The 13,648-nt window shown below is 69.5% G+C and carries 11 protein-coding genes; 7 read left to right on the top strand and 4 right to left on the bottom strand.

Annotation, left to right across the window (positions count from 1 at the left end):
- Nucleotides 1-132: 132 nt before the first annotated feature.
- On the bottom strand, nucleotides 133-999 hold the full coding sequence (locus tag CAL24_RS15605; protein ID WP_028354680.1) for a LysR family transcriptional regulator: 867 nt from the start codon (nucleotides 997-999) through the stop codon (nucleotides 133-135).
- 165 nt (nucleotides 1,000-1,164) lie between these two features.
- Here CAL24_RS15605 and CAL24_RS15600 point away from each other — a divergent pair, with 165 nt between their 5' ends.
- The 3 genes from CAL24_RS15600 to CAL24_RS15590 all read left to right on the top strand — a co-directional run bounded on the left by CAL24_RS15600 (nucleotide 1,165) and on the right by CAL24_RS15590 (nucleotide 4,491).
- Nucleotides 1,165-2,085, top strand: coding sequence for a LysR substrate-binding domain-containing protein (locus CAL24_RS15600; RefSeq protein ID WP_051439456.1), 921 nt, complete (start codon nucleotides 1,165-1,167; stop codon nucleotides 2,083-2,085).
- A 108-nt stretch (nucleotides 2,086-2,193) separates the two neighbouring features.
- A complete protein-coding gene (locus tag CAL24_RS15595) occupies nucleotides 2,194-3,171 on the top strand; it encodes a tripartite tricarboxylate transporter substrate binding protein (protein ID WP_141218092.1) in 978 nt (325 codons plus the stop codon).
- A 45-nt stretch (nucleotides 3,172-3,216) separates the two neighbouring features.
- Complete coding sequence (locus CAL24_RS15590; RefSeq protein WP_094807146.1) at nucleotides 3,217-4,491, top strand: M28 family peptidase; 1,275 nt, start codon at nucleotides 3,217-3,219, stop codon at nucleotides 4,489-4,491.
- Nucleotides 4,492-4,614: 123 nt separating this feature from the next.
- Here the strand turns inward: CAL24_RS15590 and acnB are convergent, their stop codons facing one another.
- Nucleotides 4,615-7,206 (bottom strand): bifunctional aconitate hydratase 2/2-methylisocitrate dehydratase, encoded by a 2,592-nt coding sequence (gene acnB / locus CAL24_RS15585; RefSeq protein ID WP_028354677.1) that lies wholly within the window; start codon nucleotides 7,204-7,206, stop codon nucleotides 4,615-4,617.
- A 187-nt stretch (nucleotides 7,207-7,393) separates the two neighbouring features.
- Between acnB and CAL24_RS15580 the strand changes: the two genes are divergently transcribed.
- From CAL24_RS15580 to CAL24_RS15570, 3 genes are all read left to right on the top strand, one after another.
- Nucleotides 7,394-8,059, top strand: coding sequence for a 3'-5' exonuclease (locus CAL24_RS15580; RefSeq protein WP_028354676.1), 666 nt, complete (start codon nucleotides 7,394-7,396; stop codon nucleotides 8,057-8,059).
- Nucleotides 8,060-8,147: 88 nt separating this feature from the next.
- Entirely contained in the window at nucleotides 8,148-8,858 is a 711-nt protein-coding gene (locus CAL24_RS15575) for a glutathione S-transferase (protein WP_094807145.1), read from the top strand.
- A 195-nt stretch (nucleotides 8,859-9,053) separates the two neighbouring features.
- On the top strand, nucleotides 9,054-10,421 hold the full coding sequence (locus CAL24_RS15570) for a methyl-accepting chemotaxis protein (protein ID WP_051439455.1): 1,368 nt from the start codon (nucleotides 9,054-9,056) through the stop codon (nucleotides 10,419-10,421).
- Nucleotides 10,422-10,438: 17 nt separating this feature from the next.
- Here CAL24_RS15570 and CAL24_RS15565 read toward each other — a convergent pair whose 3' ends face one another.
- Both CAL24_RS15565 and CAL24_RS15560 read right to left on the bottom strand, forming a co-directional pair.
- Complete coding sequence (locus CAL24_RS15565) at nucleotides 10,439-11,419, bottom strand: tripartite tricarboxylate transporter substrate binding protein (protein WP_028354674.1); 981 nt, start codon at nucleotides 11,417-11,419, stop codon at nucleotides 10,439-10,441.
- 53 nt (nucleotides 11,420-11,472) lie between these two features.
- Complete coding sequence (locus tag CAL24_RS15560; RefSeq protein WP_028354673.1) at nucleotides 11,473-12,609, bottom strand: muconate/chloromuconate family cycloisomerase; 1,137 nt, start codon at nucleotides 12,607-12,609, stop codon at nucleotides 11,473-11,475.
- Between the two features lie 107 nt (nucleotides 12,610-12,716).
- Here CAL24_RS15560 and CAL24_RS15555 point away from each other — a divergent pair, with 107 nt between their 5' ends.
- On the top strand, nucleotides 12,717-13,610 hold the full coding sequence (locus CAL24_RS15555) for a LysR family transcriptional regulator (RefSeq protein ID WP_028354672.1): 894 nt from the start codon (nucleotides 12,717-12,719) through the stop codon (nucleotides 13,608-13,610).
- Nucleotides 13,611-13,648: the final 38 nt, after the last annotated feature.

Below are 13,648 nucleotides of genomic sequence, written 5' to 3'. Positions count from 1 at the left end.
CCTTTGGAATGGTCCTGGTCGATGGACCCAGAGTCTACGAGGCCGGCGCGGGCCGGATTCGCAATTTTTTTGTGTTTTCAACGCAAAGGATTTATGCCGCGCCCCGGGGCGGCCGGCCGCGCGCGCCTTCGTTCAGAAGGTCTGCCGGGCGTGCTCCAGCAGCGCCTGCGCAATGCTGGCGCGCGGGCCGTGGCGGGCCCAGATCATGCCGATGCGGCGGATCGGCGTGCGCTGCGGCAGGGCGATCTTCACCAGGCCGTCGGCCTTGTACCAGATGGAGAACGAGTCCGGCACCAGCGACACGCCCACCCCGCGCTCGACCAGCGAGACGATGGTCAGCAGGCTGTCCACCTCGATGCGCTGGCGCGGCACGATGGCGTGGTCTTTCAGGTAGCGGTCGACCAGCTTGCCGCTGTGCGCCAGGCGGTCGTAGCGGATGAAGGGTTCGCGCACCAGCAGGTCGTGCGCGTCGCGCCCGGCCATGTGGGCGGGCGCGATCACGATCAGGGGTTCTTCCTGCAGCGTCTGCCAGCCGCAGTTCTTATGGATGGCGAAGGCCGGCTCGATCGCGATGGCGATGTCGAGCTGGCCCATGTGCACGCTGCGGCACAGTTCCGCCGAGGGGGCGTAGGCGATGTAGGTCGATAATTCGGGGTGCTTGGCGCAAAAGCCTTCCATCAGCACCGGCAGGTGCGTGGTCAGCGCGGACGGAAACACGCCCAGCCGCAGCTCGCCCTCTACCGAGCCGGAACCGGCGATCGCCTGCAGGTCGCGGGCCGACTGGATCAGCTCCCGGGCCCGGTCGTAGATGCGCATGCCGGCCTCGGTGGGCGTGATGGTGTGGCCCGAACGCTGCACCAGGGCGGTGGCCAGCTCGCCTTCCAGGATGCGGATGCGCGCCGCCACCGCGCCCGGCGTCAGATGCAGGCGGCGCGCCGCCTCGGCCAGCGAGCGGCATTCCACCACTTTCGCGAAGCTTTCGAGATATTCCGTGTTCATGCGCCAGCCGGCCGTCGTGCGGGAATCGATGATGACAGCATCGTAAAAGAAAAAGCCGGGCGGGCGGCGCGCCGGCCCATAGGGATGTGCCGCATTGCGCCGCGCGGCGCGCGCCGGATAATGTCCTGCCTCGGCGCCCCGGGGGCGCCAGGTCCCAGGTTCATCATGAAAGGTTCCCGCAACTCCGTCACGTCGCTGCGCATCTTCCTGGCCGCCGCGCGCAGCCTGAACTTCAGCCGCAGCGCGGAAGAGCTGAGCCTGACCCAGAGCGCGGTCAGCAAGCATATCAGCGCGCTCGAGGCTCGCCTGGGCGTGGCGCTGTTCCAGCGCCTGCCCACCGGCCTGCGCCTGACTTACGCGGGCGCGCTGTATTTCGAGCGCATCGGCGCCGCGCTGCGGCTGATCGACGAGGCCGACGCGCTGGTGGCCCAGCCGGGGTCGCGGGTGGCCCTGAACGTGGCGGTGTCGCCTTCATTCGCGCAGTTCTGCCTGCTGCCCGGCCTGGCCGAATTCTTCGAGCGCCATCCCGGCATCCGGGTGAACGTCCGGCCGCGCCTGCTGTACGGCCGCGGCGAGGCGGAGCGCTTCGACGCCGAGATCCAGCTGCACGCGGGCTACGTGTCCGGCATGTCGGCGCGCTATCTGTGCGGGCGCGAGATGACCCTGGTGATGGCGCCGGCCTTGTTGCGGCGCCATCCGGTGCGGAGGGTCGAGGACCTGGACGGCCTGCCGCTGCTCAAGCGCGCCCAGCGCGGCTACGGCTGGGACGAGTGGCGCGCCGAGGTGGCGCCGCTGTGGCCCGGGCCGTCCGCTACCGCGCCCGAATACGAGGGCTTCTCGGTGCTGCTGCCGGCGGTGCTGCACGGGCTGGGAGCGGCCATCGTGCCGCTGTGCACGGTCCTGCAGCCGTTGCGCGAGGGCGCGCTGTGCCGGCCGCTGGGCGAAGTGGTGGAGGGGCGGTTCGGCTACCACCTGATGCAGCCGCGGCCGGATGTGGGCGGCCCCTATACCGAGGCGTTCTGCGCCTGGGTCCAGGAGCGGGCCGGCGCCCTGAACCAGCAGGTGCGCGACTACCTGGGGCGCTGAGCCGCTATTCCGCAACGGAATGGCGCATGCGCATATGTCCCTTGCCGGCGCGGGAGCGGCCGGCCCAGAATGCCTTTCCGTCCAACAAGAACAGCTTCCCACAACAACATGATCAAGTGGAAAAAAGCCTGGCGCGGCATCGCGGCCGCCGCCCTGGTCGCCGTGCCCGCGCTGGCCGCCGGCGCCTACCCCGACAAGCCCGTCAAGATCGTCGTGCCGTATTCGGCCGGCGGCAGCTCCGACTTGATCGCGCGGGCGATCGGCGAGCAGCTGGGCGCCGAGCTGGGCCAGCCGGTCGTGGTCGAGAACCGCGCCGGCGCGGGCTCGATGATAGGCACGGCCTACGTGTCGGCCGAAGCGCCCGACGGCTATACCCTGTTGCTGGCCGACGTGCCGTTCACCATCGTGCCGGCGCTTTACGGCGACCGCGTCAAATATGACGCCCGCCGCGCCTTCGCGCCGATCGCCCTGGTGGGCCTGTCGCCCATGTACTTGTTCGCCGGCCCCGGCTACGGCGGCAAGGGCGTCGCCGAACTGGTGGCCGATGCCCGGGCCCGTCCCGGCGTGGTTTCCATCGGCTCGGGCGGCAACGGCTCGCTGACCCATTTGCTGGCCGAACTGTTCATGCTCAACACCCAGACCCGGCTGGTGCACGTGCCCTACAAGAGCGCCGCGGCCTCGGTCAGCGACCTGGCCGGCGGCCAGATCGACATCAGCTTCAGCAGCATGCCCAGCGCCGCGGCGCTGTTCCAGGCCGGCAAGGTGCGGCCGCTGGCGGTGTCGTCGCCGCAGCGCCAGCCCGCCACGCCCGACGTGCCCACGTTCCAGGAGAGCGGGCTGCCCAACCTCACCGTGCAAAGCTGGTGGGGCCTGATGGCGCCGGCGGGCACGCCGCAGGCCGTGCTGGACCGGCTCGGCGCGGCGATGGGCAAGGTGATGCAGGCGCCCGCCATTGCGCAGCGCTATGCCGGCATCGGCGCCAACGTGCCCGGGCAAACCGATGCGCAAGCCCTGCAGTCCTTGCTGTCGGCCGACTTCGACCGCTGGCAGGACGTGGTCGGGCGGGCCGGCATCAAGCTGGAATAAGGCCGCGCGCCCGGCCGGGCGCGCCATGAATCTGGAAGGAAACCCATGACTGAGTGGTTGCAGGCGGCTGCGCGCGACGCGCAGCTGATGGAGGATTTTCAAGCGTTGTGCGGCTTCGGCGGCCGCCTGTCCGGCAGCGGCCAGGATGCGCGCGCGATGGACTGGGCGCTGGAGCGCATGCGGGCGACGGGCGGGCAGGTCCGGCGCCTGGAGGTGCCGTACGACGGCTGGCGCTGCCTGCGGGGCAGCCTGGAACTGCTCGACGACGCGGGCGGGGCGTGCGCCTTGCCATGCAAGCCGTTGCTGCGCTCGGCGTCGACCGCGCCGGAAGGCCTGGTGGCGCCGGTGCTGGACCTGGGGCAGGGGCGGGCCGACGATTTCGCGCGCGCCGGCGAGCAGGTGCGCGGCAAGCTGGTGCTGGTGCGCCATGAGTATCCCTTCACGCCGCAGCACGTGCATCGCCGCCGCAAGTACGACATGGCGGTGCAGGCGGGCGCCGCCGGCTTCCTGATCGCCAACCCGCGGCCGGACGGCGGCCTGTTGTCGGGCTCGTCGGGCCGCCCGCGCGATGCCGCCGGCATCCCGGCCGCCTACATCGACGCGGCCGGCGCGCGGCTGCTCGCCGATGCCGCCGGGCCGGTCCGGCTGGTGATCCAGGGCGAGGAGGTGCCCGACGCGCGCGCCGGCGTGGCGGTGCTGGACATTCCGGGCGGCCGGGCCGCGCGCATCGTCATCAGCGCCCACCTGGACGGCCATGACCTGGGCCAGAGCGCGCTCGACAACGCCACCGGCGTGGCGGTGGCCCTGGCGGCCGCGCGCGCGCTGGCGCCCAGGGTGTCGGCGCACACGCCCGGCTTGCGCGTGTGCCTGTTCTGCGCCGAGGAATGGGCCTTGACCGGTTCCGCCCGCTACCTGGCGGACCTGCCTGCCGCCGAGCGGGCCAGCCTGAAATTGAACATCAACCTGGACACCGTGGCCGGCGACGATACGCTGGCCGCGCTGATCAGCGACTTCCCGGCGCTGGCCGGCTATGTCGCGCGGGCCGCGCAGGCAGCCGGCGTGCCGGTCGCCAGCTGGCTGCCGCTGATGCCGAATTCGGACCACGCCAATTTCGCGCGCCATGGCATCCCGGCGCTGCGCCTGGTGGCGGGCTTCGACCGGCCCGATTCGCGCGTCAATCGCATCCTGTCGGCGGAGGATACGCCGGACATCATCCGCCCAAGCGAACTGCGCCGCGCCCTGGCGGTGACGTGCGCGATGGGCGCCCTGGCGCTGGCCCTGGACGATGCGCAGCTGGATGCCCTGGCGGTGCGCGACTGAAGGGTCGATACCGGGCCGGCGAGGCGGTCCGGCGGCAAAAAACAGAACGGCCCTGGACACGTCCAGGGCCGTTCTGTCTTGCGGCGGGCCGCGATGGCCGCCGCAATATCGTGCCAGCGGCGCTTACACCTCGATCACGTCGGCCACGTCCTTGTAGTCGGCGATCTTGTCGAAGTTCAGGTACTGGTAGATCTGGTCGCCGCTCTTGTTGATGACGCCCATGTCGGCCATGTACTCTTCCTTGGTCGGGATGCGGCCCAGGCGCGAGCAGATGGCGGCCAGCTCGGCCGAACCCAGGTACACGTTGGTGTTCTTGCCCAGGCGGTTGGGGAAGTTGCGGGTGCTGGTCGACATCACCGTGGCCCCTTCGCGCACCTGCGCCTGGTTGCCCATGCACAGCGAGCAGCCCGGCATTTCGGTGCGCGCGCCGGCGGTGCCGAACACGCCGTAGTGGCCTTCCTCGGTCAGTTGCTGCGCGTCCATCTTGGTGGGCGGCGCCACCCACAGCTTGACCGGGATGTCGCGCTTGCCTTCCAGCAGCTTGGAGGCTGCGCGGAAGTGGCCGATATTGGTCATGCAGCTGCCGATGAACACTTCGTCGATCTTGGCGCCGGCCACGTCGGACAGCGTCTTGACGTCGTCCGGGTCGTTGGGGCAGGCCACGATGGGCTCGTGGATGTCGGCCAGGTCGATCTCGATCACGGCGGCGTATTCGGCGTCGGCATCGGGCTCCAGCAGCTTGGGATCGGCCAGCCAGGCTTCCATGGCCTTGATGCGGCGGCCCAGCGAGCGTTCGTCTTCGTAGCCGTTGGCGATCATCCACTTCAGCATCACGATGTTGCTGTTGATGTACTCGATGATCGGTTCCTTGTTCAGGCGCACCGTGCAGCCGGCGGCCGAGCGCTCGGCCGAGGCGTCGGACAGTTCGAACGCCTGTTCCACCTTCAGGTCGGGCAAGCCCTCGATTTCCAGGATGCGGCCCGAGAAGACGTTCTTCTTGCCCTGCTTGGCGACGGTCAGCAGGCCCTGCTTGATGGCGTACAGCGGAATGGCGTTGACCAGGTCGCGCAGCGTGACGCCGGGCTGCATCTTGCCCTTGAAGCGCACCAGCACCGATTCGGGCATGTCCAGCGGCATCACGCCGGTGGCGGCGGCGAACGCCACCAGGCCCGAGCCGGCCGGGAACGAGATGCCGATGGGGAAGCGGGTGTGCGAGTCGCCGCCGGTGCCTACGGTGTCGGGCAGCAGCATGCGGTTCAGCCACGAGTGGATCACGCCGTCGCCCGGGCGCAGCGAGATGCCGCCGCGCGTGCTGATGAACTGCGGCAGGGTGTGGTGGGTCTTGACGTCCACCGGCTTGGGGTAGGCGGCGGTGTGGCAGAACGACTGCATGACCAGGTCGGCCGAGAACCCCAGGCAGGCCAGGTCCTTCAGCTCGTCGCGGGTCATGGGGCCGGTGGTGTCCTGGCTGCCCACGGAGGTCATGCGCGGCTCGCAATAGGTGCCCGGACGCACGCCCTGGCCCTCCGGCAGGCCGCAGGCGCGGCCGACCATCTTCTGCGCCAGCGAGTAGCCGCGGCCCGAATCGGCCGGGTTCTTGGGCAGGCGGAACAGCGTCGAGGGCGGCAGGCCCAGGGCCTCGCGCGCCTTGGCGGTCAGGCCGCGGCCGATGATCAGCGGAATGCGGCCGCCGGCGCGCACTTCGTCGAACAGCACGTCGGACTTGACCTGGAATTCGGCGATGACCTCGCCATTCTTCAGGGCCTTGCCTTCGTAGGGGCGCAGCTCGACCACGTCGCCCATTTCCATCTTGGAGACGTCCAGCTCGATGGGCAGGGCGCCCGCGTCTTCCATGGTGTTGTAGAAAATGGGGGCGATCTTGCCGCCCAGGCAGACGCCGCCGTAGCGCTTGTTGGGCACGAACGGGATGTCCTCGCCCGTGAACCACAGCACCGAATTGGTGGCCGACTTGCGCGACGAGCCCGTGCCCACCACGTCGCCCACGTAGGCGACCAGGTGGCCTTTTTCCTTGAGCGATTCGATGAACTTCACCGGGCCGCGCTTGCCGTCTTCTTCCGGCTGGAACGCCGCGCCTTCGCGCTTGTTCTTCAGCATGGCCAGCGCGTGCATGGGGATGTCGGGACGCGTGGTGGCGTCGGGCGCGGGCGAGAGGTCGTCGGTGTTGGTTTCGCCCGGCACCTTGAACACGGTGATGGTCAGGCTCTCGGGCAGCTCGGGGCGGCTGGTGAACCATTCGGCTTCGGCCCAGCTCTGCATCACGGCGCGCGCGTTGGCGTTGCCCTTGTCGGCCTTGTCCTTCACGTCATGGAAGGCGTCGAACATCAGCAAGGTTTTCTTCAGGCCGTCGGCGGCGATGGTGCCGACCTCGGCGTCGTCCAGCAGTTCGATCAGCGGGCCGATGTTGTAGCCGCCGAGCATGGTGCCCAGCAGTTCGGTCGCCTTGGCCCGGCTGATCAGCGCACACGATTCCTTGCCCAGCGCCACGGCGGCCAGGTACGAGGCCTTGACCTTGGCGGCGTCGTCCACGCCGGCGGGCACGCGGTGGGTGAGCAGGTCCAGCAGGTACTGCGCCTCGCCCTCGGGCGGGTTTTTCAGCAGTTCGATCAGATCGGCGGTTTGTTGGGCCGAGAGGGGCAGCGGGGGGATACCCAGCGCGGCGCGCTCGGCGACGTGTTGGCGATACGTTTCCAGCATGGCAGGCCTGCGTAAAGTCGGGTTGCGAGAAGGGTTGTCGGCCGGGATTGTAGAGGGAGGAGGGGGATGGGGGCAAGTGTCTTATATCTTATATAAGACTTGCAGGCCCCCCCCGCCATTTCGCGCCGTGCCGGCCTTCATGGCGCATCCCGCGGGCGGCTGAGGCCGCCCGCGACGCAGGCATACAATGCGCGCACAGCCCGACATCGCCATGCACTATTTCCGCCGCCGCTATTCGACGCCCAATCCGTACCTGGATCACGACCCCTTCGCGCCGCCCAGGCCCGCCCAGGCGGCGCCGCCGCGCGCGGCCCGGCACCGCGCGGCGCTGCTGGCGCTGGACGGCGCCTTCGCAGTGGCCGACCTGGAGACCACCGGCCTGTCGACCGCCACGTGCGAAATCCTCGAATTCGCCGCCGTGCATGTGGCGCCCGATGGCGCCATCGAGCGCGAGTTCTCGCAGGTGGTGCGCACGCGCGGACCGGTGCCGCCGTTCATCACGCGCCTGACCGGCATCACCCAGGCCGAAGTCGACCGCCATGGCATCCCGGTGGCCGAGGCGTTCGCGGCTTTCCGGTCATTCCTGGCCGATACGCCGGTGTTCTTCCACAACGCTTCGTTCGACCGGCGCTTTCTCGATGCCGCGGCCACGCATACCGGGCTGCCGTTCGCCAATCCGACGCACTGCACGCTGCAGCTTGCCCGCCACGCCTGGCCCGAGCTGCCGTCGCACAAACTGCAGATCCTGGCGCGCCACGTGGGCGCGGCCGACCCGACCCACCGGGCCCTGGCCGACGTGCGCAGCACGGTCGCCGTGGCGCTGGCGGCGCGCCGCCGGCTGGCCGGCGGCTAGGGGCGCGGCGCGCCGGGCTCCGGGATGGTAAGGTGAAAGACCCGGCGCGGCGCGCAGCCGGCGCGCCCGCACATCCCGAGGAGCACCCATGACCTATGACCTGTGGTATTGGGACGGCATTCCGGGCCGCGGCGAGTTTGTCCGCCTGGCCCTGGAAGCGGGCGGCATTGCCTATCGCGAATGCGCCCGGCAGCCGGGCGCCACCGAGCGCGCGCTGGTCGACGACATGCAGTCGCCGCGCAAGCATCCTCCGTTCGCGCCGCCGTACCTGGTGGCCGGCCGGCTGACCTTGGCCCAGACGGCCAACATCCTGCTCTACCTGGGCGACAAGCACGGCCTGACGCCGGCGACGGTGGAAGGCCGCTACTGGACCAACCAGTTGCAACTGACCATCGCCGACATGGTGGCCGAAGCCCACGACACGCACCACCCCATCGCCGCCAGCGAATACTACGAGGACCAGCGCGACGAGGCGATCCGTCGTGCCGCCAGCTTCCGCAACGAGCGCATCCCGAAATTCCTGGGCTATTTCGAGCGGGTGCTGCAGGCGCGCGGCGACTGGCTGGCGGGCGGCCGGCGCTGGTCGTACGCCGACCTGTCGCTGTTCCACCTGGTCGATGGCTTGCTGTATGCCTTCCCGAAGCGCATGGCGACGGTATCGCGCCGCTTCCCGCGCGTCATGGCTCTGCATGCCCGGGTCGCCGGGTTGCCCGCGCTACAGCCGTATTTTTCCAGCGGCCGGCGGCTGCCGTTCGGCGACGGCATCTTCCGCTATTACCCCGAACTGGACGGCGACTGAGCCGCACCGGGACAGCCTGTGCACGCCCTCACTGCCGGGGGCGCCTGTGGAGAATTTTCCACACATTTGCCCTGCGTGGCGGGCGCGTATTGAGACATTTGTAAAACTCCGCTTAAATGCGTCGTAAAGTGATACATTAAATTTCGATTCGAATCATTTGTTATCGCTATTCGGTAGCTGTCAAAGGGGACGCATATGGCATGGCTGGGACTGGATCGGCTGTTTCCGGGCAATCGCAGGCGGCGCAGCGCCGAGCTATGGGGCCAGGTCGCGGCCATTCATAGATCGCAGGCCGTCGCCGAGTTCGACCTGCAGGGCCGGGTGCTGGCGGCCAACCAGAATTTCCTGGACGCCATGGGCTACCGCTGGGACGAAGTCGACGGCCGCCATCATTCGCTGTTCGTCGATGCGGACGAGCGCCAATCGGATGCCTACCGCGATTTCTGGCGCAAGCTGGGCGCCGGCCAGTACGAAGCCGGCTGTTATCGGCGCCTGGCCAAGGGCGGGCGCGAAGTGTGGCTGCAGGCCAGCTACAACCCCATCCTCGACGGCCACGGCCGGCCGCTGAAAATCGTCAAGTACGCCACCGACGTCACCGAGCAGGAGCGCCGCAATGCCGACGTGGCCGGACAACTGGAGGCGATCTCCAAGGTGCAGGCGGTGATCGAGTTCGAGCTCGACGGCACCATCATTCGCGCCAACGACCTGTTCCTGCACACACTGGGCTACAGCGCCGAGGAAATCGTCGGGCGCCATCACAGCATGTTCGTGCAGCCGGCCGAGCGCGCCAGCGCGGCCTATGCCGAGTTCTGGAACAAGCTGGGACGCGGCGAGCACGATACGGGCCAGTACCTGCGCCTGGGCAAGAACGGGCGCCCGGTATGGATCGAGGCCAGCTACAACCCGATCTTCGATGCCGAGGGCCGGCCGTTCAAGGTGGTGAAATACGCCACCGACATCACGCGCCGGTTCACCGCCGCGCAAACTCTGCGCACCGCGGTGCAGGGGCTGACCGAGAACGCCGAACGGGCCGCGCAGGCCAATGACCTGGCGCGCGCGGCCTGCCAGGTGGCCGAGCAGGGCGGGCAGACGGTGCAGGACGTGGTGCGCACCATGAACGCCATTACCGCCAGCTCGCGGCGCATCTCCGAGATCATCGGCGTGATGGACGGCATTGCATTCCAGACCAACATCCTGGCGCTCAATGCGGCAGTCGAGGCCGCCCGCGCGGGCAGCCATGGCAAGGGTTTCGCCGTGGTGGCAGCCGAGGTGCGCAGCCTGGCACAGAACAGCGCGGCGGCCGCCAAGGAAATCAAGGACCTGATCACGGCGTCGGTCGAGCAGATCCGCAGCGGCGCCGAACTGGTGCAGTCGGCCGGAACGACCATGGGCGACATCGTCGCCTCGTCGCGGCGGGTCACCGACATCATGGCCGAGGTGGTGGACGTCTCGCTGGCGCAGTCGGGCACGCTCGGCGAAATCACCGAAGACATTACGCACATGAACGCCGCCGCGGGGGCGCGGCGCGCCGCACCGCGCCTGCTGGAGCGCCGCGCGGCCTGAGCCGGCGGCGCACCGCCTTATTGCAGCTTGATGTTGCGTTCCTCGACCAGCTTGCGGCCCTGCTCGGTTTCCTTGGCCAGGTAGCCCTGCAGTTCCTCGGGGGAGCCGCCGATGGGCTCGGCGCCGATGGCGTTCAGCGTGTCCTTGACCTTCGGGTCGGCCAGCGCCTGGCGCATCGCCGCATTCAGCTTGGCGACGATCTCGGGCGGCGTGCCGGCCGGCGCAAAGGCCGCGAACCAGGGCGTCAGCTCATAGCCGGGCAGGCCGGCCTCGGCCACCGTGGGTACGTCGGGCAGAGCCGCCGAGCGCTTGGCCGTGGTCACCGCTAGCGCCGTCAGCTTGCCGGACTGGATGTGCGGCTTGGCCGACGTAATGCTGTCGAACATGTAGTCGACCTGGCCGCCGAGCAGGTCCGAGACGGCCGGGCCGCTGCCCTTGTACGGCACGTGCAGCATATCGATGTCCGCCATGGAAACGAACAGTTCGCCCGCCAGGTGGATCGACGTGCCCACTCCCGCCGAAGCGTAGGTGTACGCGCCCGGCTTGGCGCGGGCCTTGGCGATGACGTCGGCGACGCTGGTAGCGCTGGTGCGCTGCGGGTTGGTGACCAGCACATTGGGCACTACCGCCAGCAGCGAGATCGGCGCGAAATCCGCTTGCGGGTCGTAGTTCAGGCTCGGATACAGGGCGGGGTTGACGGCCATGCCGTTGGCCACGATCAGGATCGTGTAGCCGTCGGGCTTGGCGCGCGCCACGACCGCCGCGCCGATGTTGCCGCCGGCGCCGGCGCGGTTCTCCACCACGAACGAGGTGCCGAGCTGCCGGCCCATGGCTTCGCCAAGGGTGCGGGCGATGTTGTCCATGGCGCCGCCGGGCGGGAAGGGCACCACCCAGGTGACGGGGCGTTCCGGATAGCCGGCCCCGGCCGCCGGCGCGGCGCCCAGCAGGGCGGCGGCGGCGCACATCGCCGCCAGCGGCTTGCATAATGATTTGTACATGTTCGGGTCTCCTGTGTGTGTGTTTGCCGCGCGAATCGGTCCGGCGGGCGCCGTCAGCGCGGGCCCGGCGCGCCGTCGCGCCGGTAGAACTCGAGTTTGTCTTCGTCCAGCGTCAGCCCCAGGCCGGGGCCGGCCGGCAATTGCAGGGCGAAGTCGTCATAGCGCGGCGGGTTGGCGACGATGTCGTCCTTGAGCAGCAGCGGGCCGAACAGCTCGGTGCCCCAGCCCAGGCGCGGCAGGGCGGCGAAGCCGTGGGCCGACGCGATCGAGCCGATCGAGCCTTCCAGCATGGTGCCGCCGTACAGCGCCATGCCGGCCGCGTCGCCGACCGCCGCCGTGCGGGTCATTTCCAGGATGCCGCCGGATTTGGCGATTTTCAGCGCCAGCACATCGGCCGCGCCCAGGCGCGCGATGTCCAGCGCGTCTTCGGGCGTGCACACCGCTTCGTCGGCCATGATGGGCACCACGAAGCGCGCCGCCAGGCGGGCCATGCCCGCCAGGTTGGCGCGCGGAATGGGCTGTTCGATCAGGTCCACGCCGGCCGCCTCCAGCCGTGCGATGGCGCCCGCCGCATCGGCCTCGTTCCAGGCCTGGTTGACGTCCACCGTGACGCGCGCGCGCTCGCCCAGCGCCTGCTTGATGCGGGCCACGTGGGCCACGTCGGCGGCGATCTCGCGGCGGCCGATCTTCAGCTTGAAGGTGTTGTGGCGGCGTGCCTGCAGCAGGGCCTCGGCCTCGTCGATGTCGCGCGCCGTGTCGCCGCTGGCGAGCGTCCACAGCACCGGCAGGCGGGTGCGCACCGCGCCGCCCACCAGGGTGGCGACCGGCACGCCCAGGCGCTTGCCCTGGGCGTCGAGCAGGGCGGTTTCCAGGGCCGACTTGGCGAACCGGTTGCCGCGCGCCACCTGGTCCAGCCGCGCCAGCGCGGCGCGCACGTTGGTGGCGTCCTGCCCCGCCAGGGCCGGCGCCAGGTAAGTGTCGATCGCCAGCTTGATGCCTTCGGGGCTTTCCTCGCCATATGCCAGGCCGCCGATCGTGGTGGCCTCGCCCAGGCCTTCGATGCCGTCGCTGCAGCGCAGCCGCACGATCACCAGCGTCTGGCGCTGCATGACGGCCATGGCGAGCTGGTGCGCGCGTATGGTGGGCAGGTCGACCAGGATGGCCTCGATGGTTTCGATGCGGACTTCCATACCTTGAATAGATGATAGGCAAAACGGGCCTTAGTATGCCGCTCGATTTTTCCGGGGTCCAAGACTATATTGGTTGCTTTCAATACCTATTAGGTATGGGTGTTGCCATGGAACTCCGGCATTTGCGTTATTTCCAGGCGGTCGCGCAGGAGGGCAGCTTCACGCGCGCCGCCGCGCGCCTGCACATTGCCCAGCCGCCGCTCAGCCGGCAGATCCGCCAACTGGAAGACGAACTGGGCGTCACGCTGCTCGAGCGCGGCACGCGCGCCCTGAGGCTGACCGAGGCCGGCCGTTTCCTGCTCGAACAATCGCTGCAGCTGACCGCCCGCCTGGACGAAGTGGTGCAGGGCACCCGGCGCCTGGGCCACACCGAACGCGGCTGGTTCGGCATCGGCTTCGTGCCGTCGTCGCTGTACGGCTTCGTGCCCGAGCTGATCCGGCGCCTGCGCGAGGCCGACCCGCGCGTCGAAGTCGGCCTGGCCGAAATGACCACGCTGCCGCAACTCGAAGCGCTCAAGGCTGGCCGCATCGACATGGGCATCGGCCGCATCCTGTTCGACGATCCCGCCATCGAGCGCCGGGTGCTGATGGCCGAGCCGCTGGTGGCGGCGCTGCCGCTGCGGCACCCGCTGGCGCGCCGGCGCCGCATCGGCATCGCGCAGCTGGCCGCGCAGCCCTTCGTGCTGTATCCGGCCCGCCCGCGGCCCAACTATGCCGACCACGTACTGGGCCTGTTCCGCGCCGCCGGGCATGCGCCGCGCGTGGTCCAGGAGGCCAACGAGCTGCAGACCGCCATCGGGCTGGTGGCGGCCGGCCTGGGCGTCACGGTAGTGCCGGCATCGGTGCAGCGCCTGCATCGCCAGGATATCGCCCATGTGGCCATCGATGCCGAATCCTTCGTGTCGCCGGTCATCCTCAGCTATCGCAAGGACGACCGTTCGCCCTTCCTGGCCGACGCCATCCGGCTCGCCGTGGAGCTGGCCGGCGCCAAGACTGCCTGACGCCGGCGGGCGGTTCCGTCGGGCGGGGGCGGGCTGGC

The sequence above is a fragment of the Bordetella genomosp. 2 genome (genome assembly GCF_002261345.1).
GTDB lineage: Bacteria > Pseudomonadota > Gammaproteobacteria > Burkholderiales > Burkholderiaceae_B > Bordetella_A.
This window is presented reverse-complemented; position numbering and strand designations above follow the sequence as displayed.

Bases quoted from the DNA above. Each gene is read 5' to 3' on its own strand.
- CAL24_RS15605 (WP_028354680.1), bottom strand. From the start codon at position 999: ATGAACACGGAATATCTCGAAAGCTTCGCGAAAGTGGTGGAATGCCGC.
- CAL24_RS15600 (WP_051439456.1), top strand. From the start codon at position 1,165: ATGAAAGGTTCCCGCAACTCCGTCACGTCGCTGCGCATCTTCCTGGCC.
- CAL24_RS15595 (WP_141218092.1), top strand. From the start codon at position 2,194: ATGATCAAGTGGAAAAAAGCCTGGCGCGGCATCGCGGCCGCCGCCCTG.
- CAL24_RS15590 (WP_094807146.1), top strand. From the start codon at position 3,217: ATGACTGAGTGGTTGCAGGCGGCTGCGCGCGACGCGCAGCTGATGGAG.
- acnB (WP_028354677.1), bottom strand. From the start codon at position 7,206: ATGCTGGAAACGTATCGCCAACACGTCGCCGAGCGCGCCGCGCTGGGT.
- CAL24_RS15580 (WP_028354676.1), top strand. From the start codon at position 7,394: ATGCGCGCACAGCCCGACATCGCCATGCACTATTTCCGCCGCCGCTAT.
- CAL24_RS15575 (WP_094807145.1), top strand. From the start codon at position 8,148: ATGACCTATGACCTGTGGTATTGGGACGGCATTCCGGGCCGCGGCGAG.
- CAL24_RS15570 (WP_051439455.1), top strand. From the start codon at position 9,054: ATGGCATGGCTGGGACTGGATCGGCTGTTTCCGGGCAATCGCAGGCGG.
- CAL24_RS15565 (WP_028354674.1), bottom strand. From the start codon at position 11,419: ATGTACAAATCATTATGCAAGCCGCTGGCGGCGATGTGCGCCGCCGCC.
- CAL24_RS15560 (WP_028354673.1), bottom strand. From the start codon at position 12,609: ATGGAAGTCCGCATCGAAACCATCGAGGCCATCCTGGTCGACCTGCCC.
- CAL24_RS15555 (WP_028354672.1), top strand. From the start codon at position 12,717: ATGGAACTCCGGCATTTGCGTTATTTCCAGGCGGTCGCGCAGGAGGGC.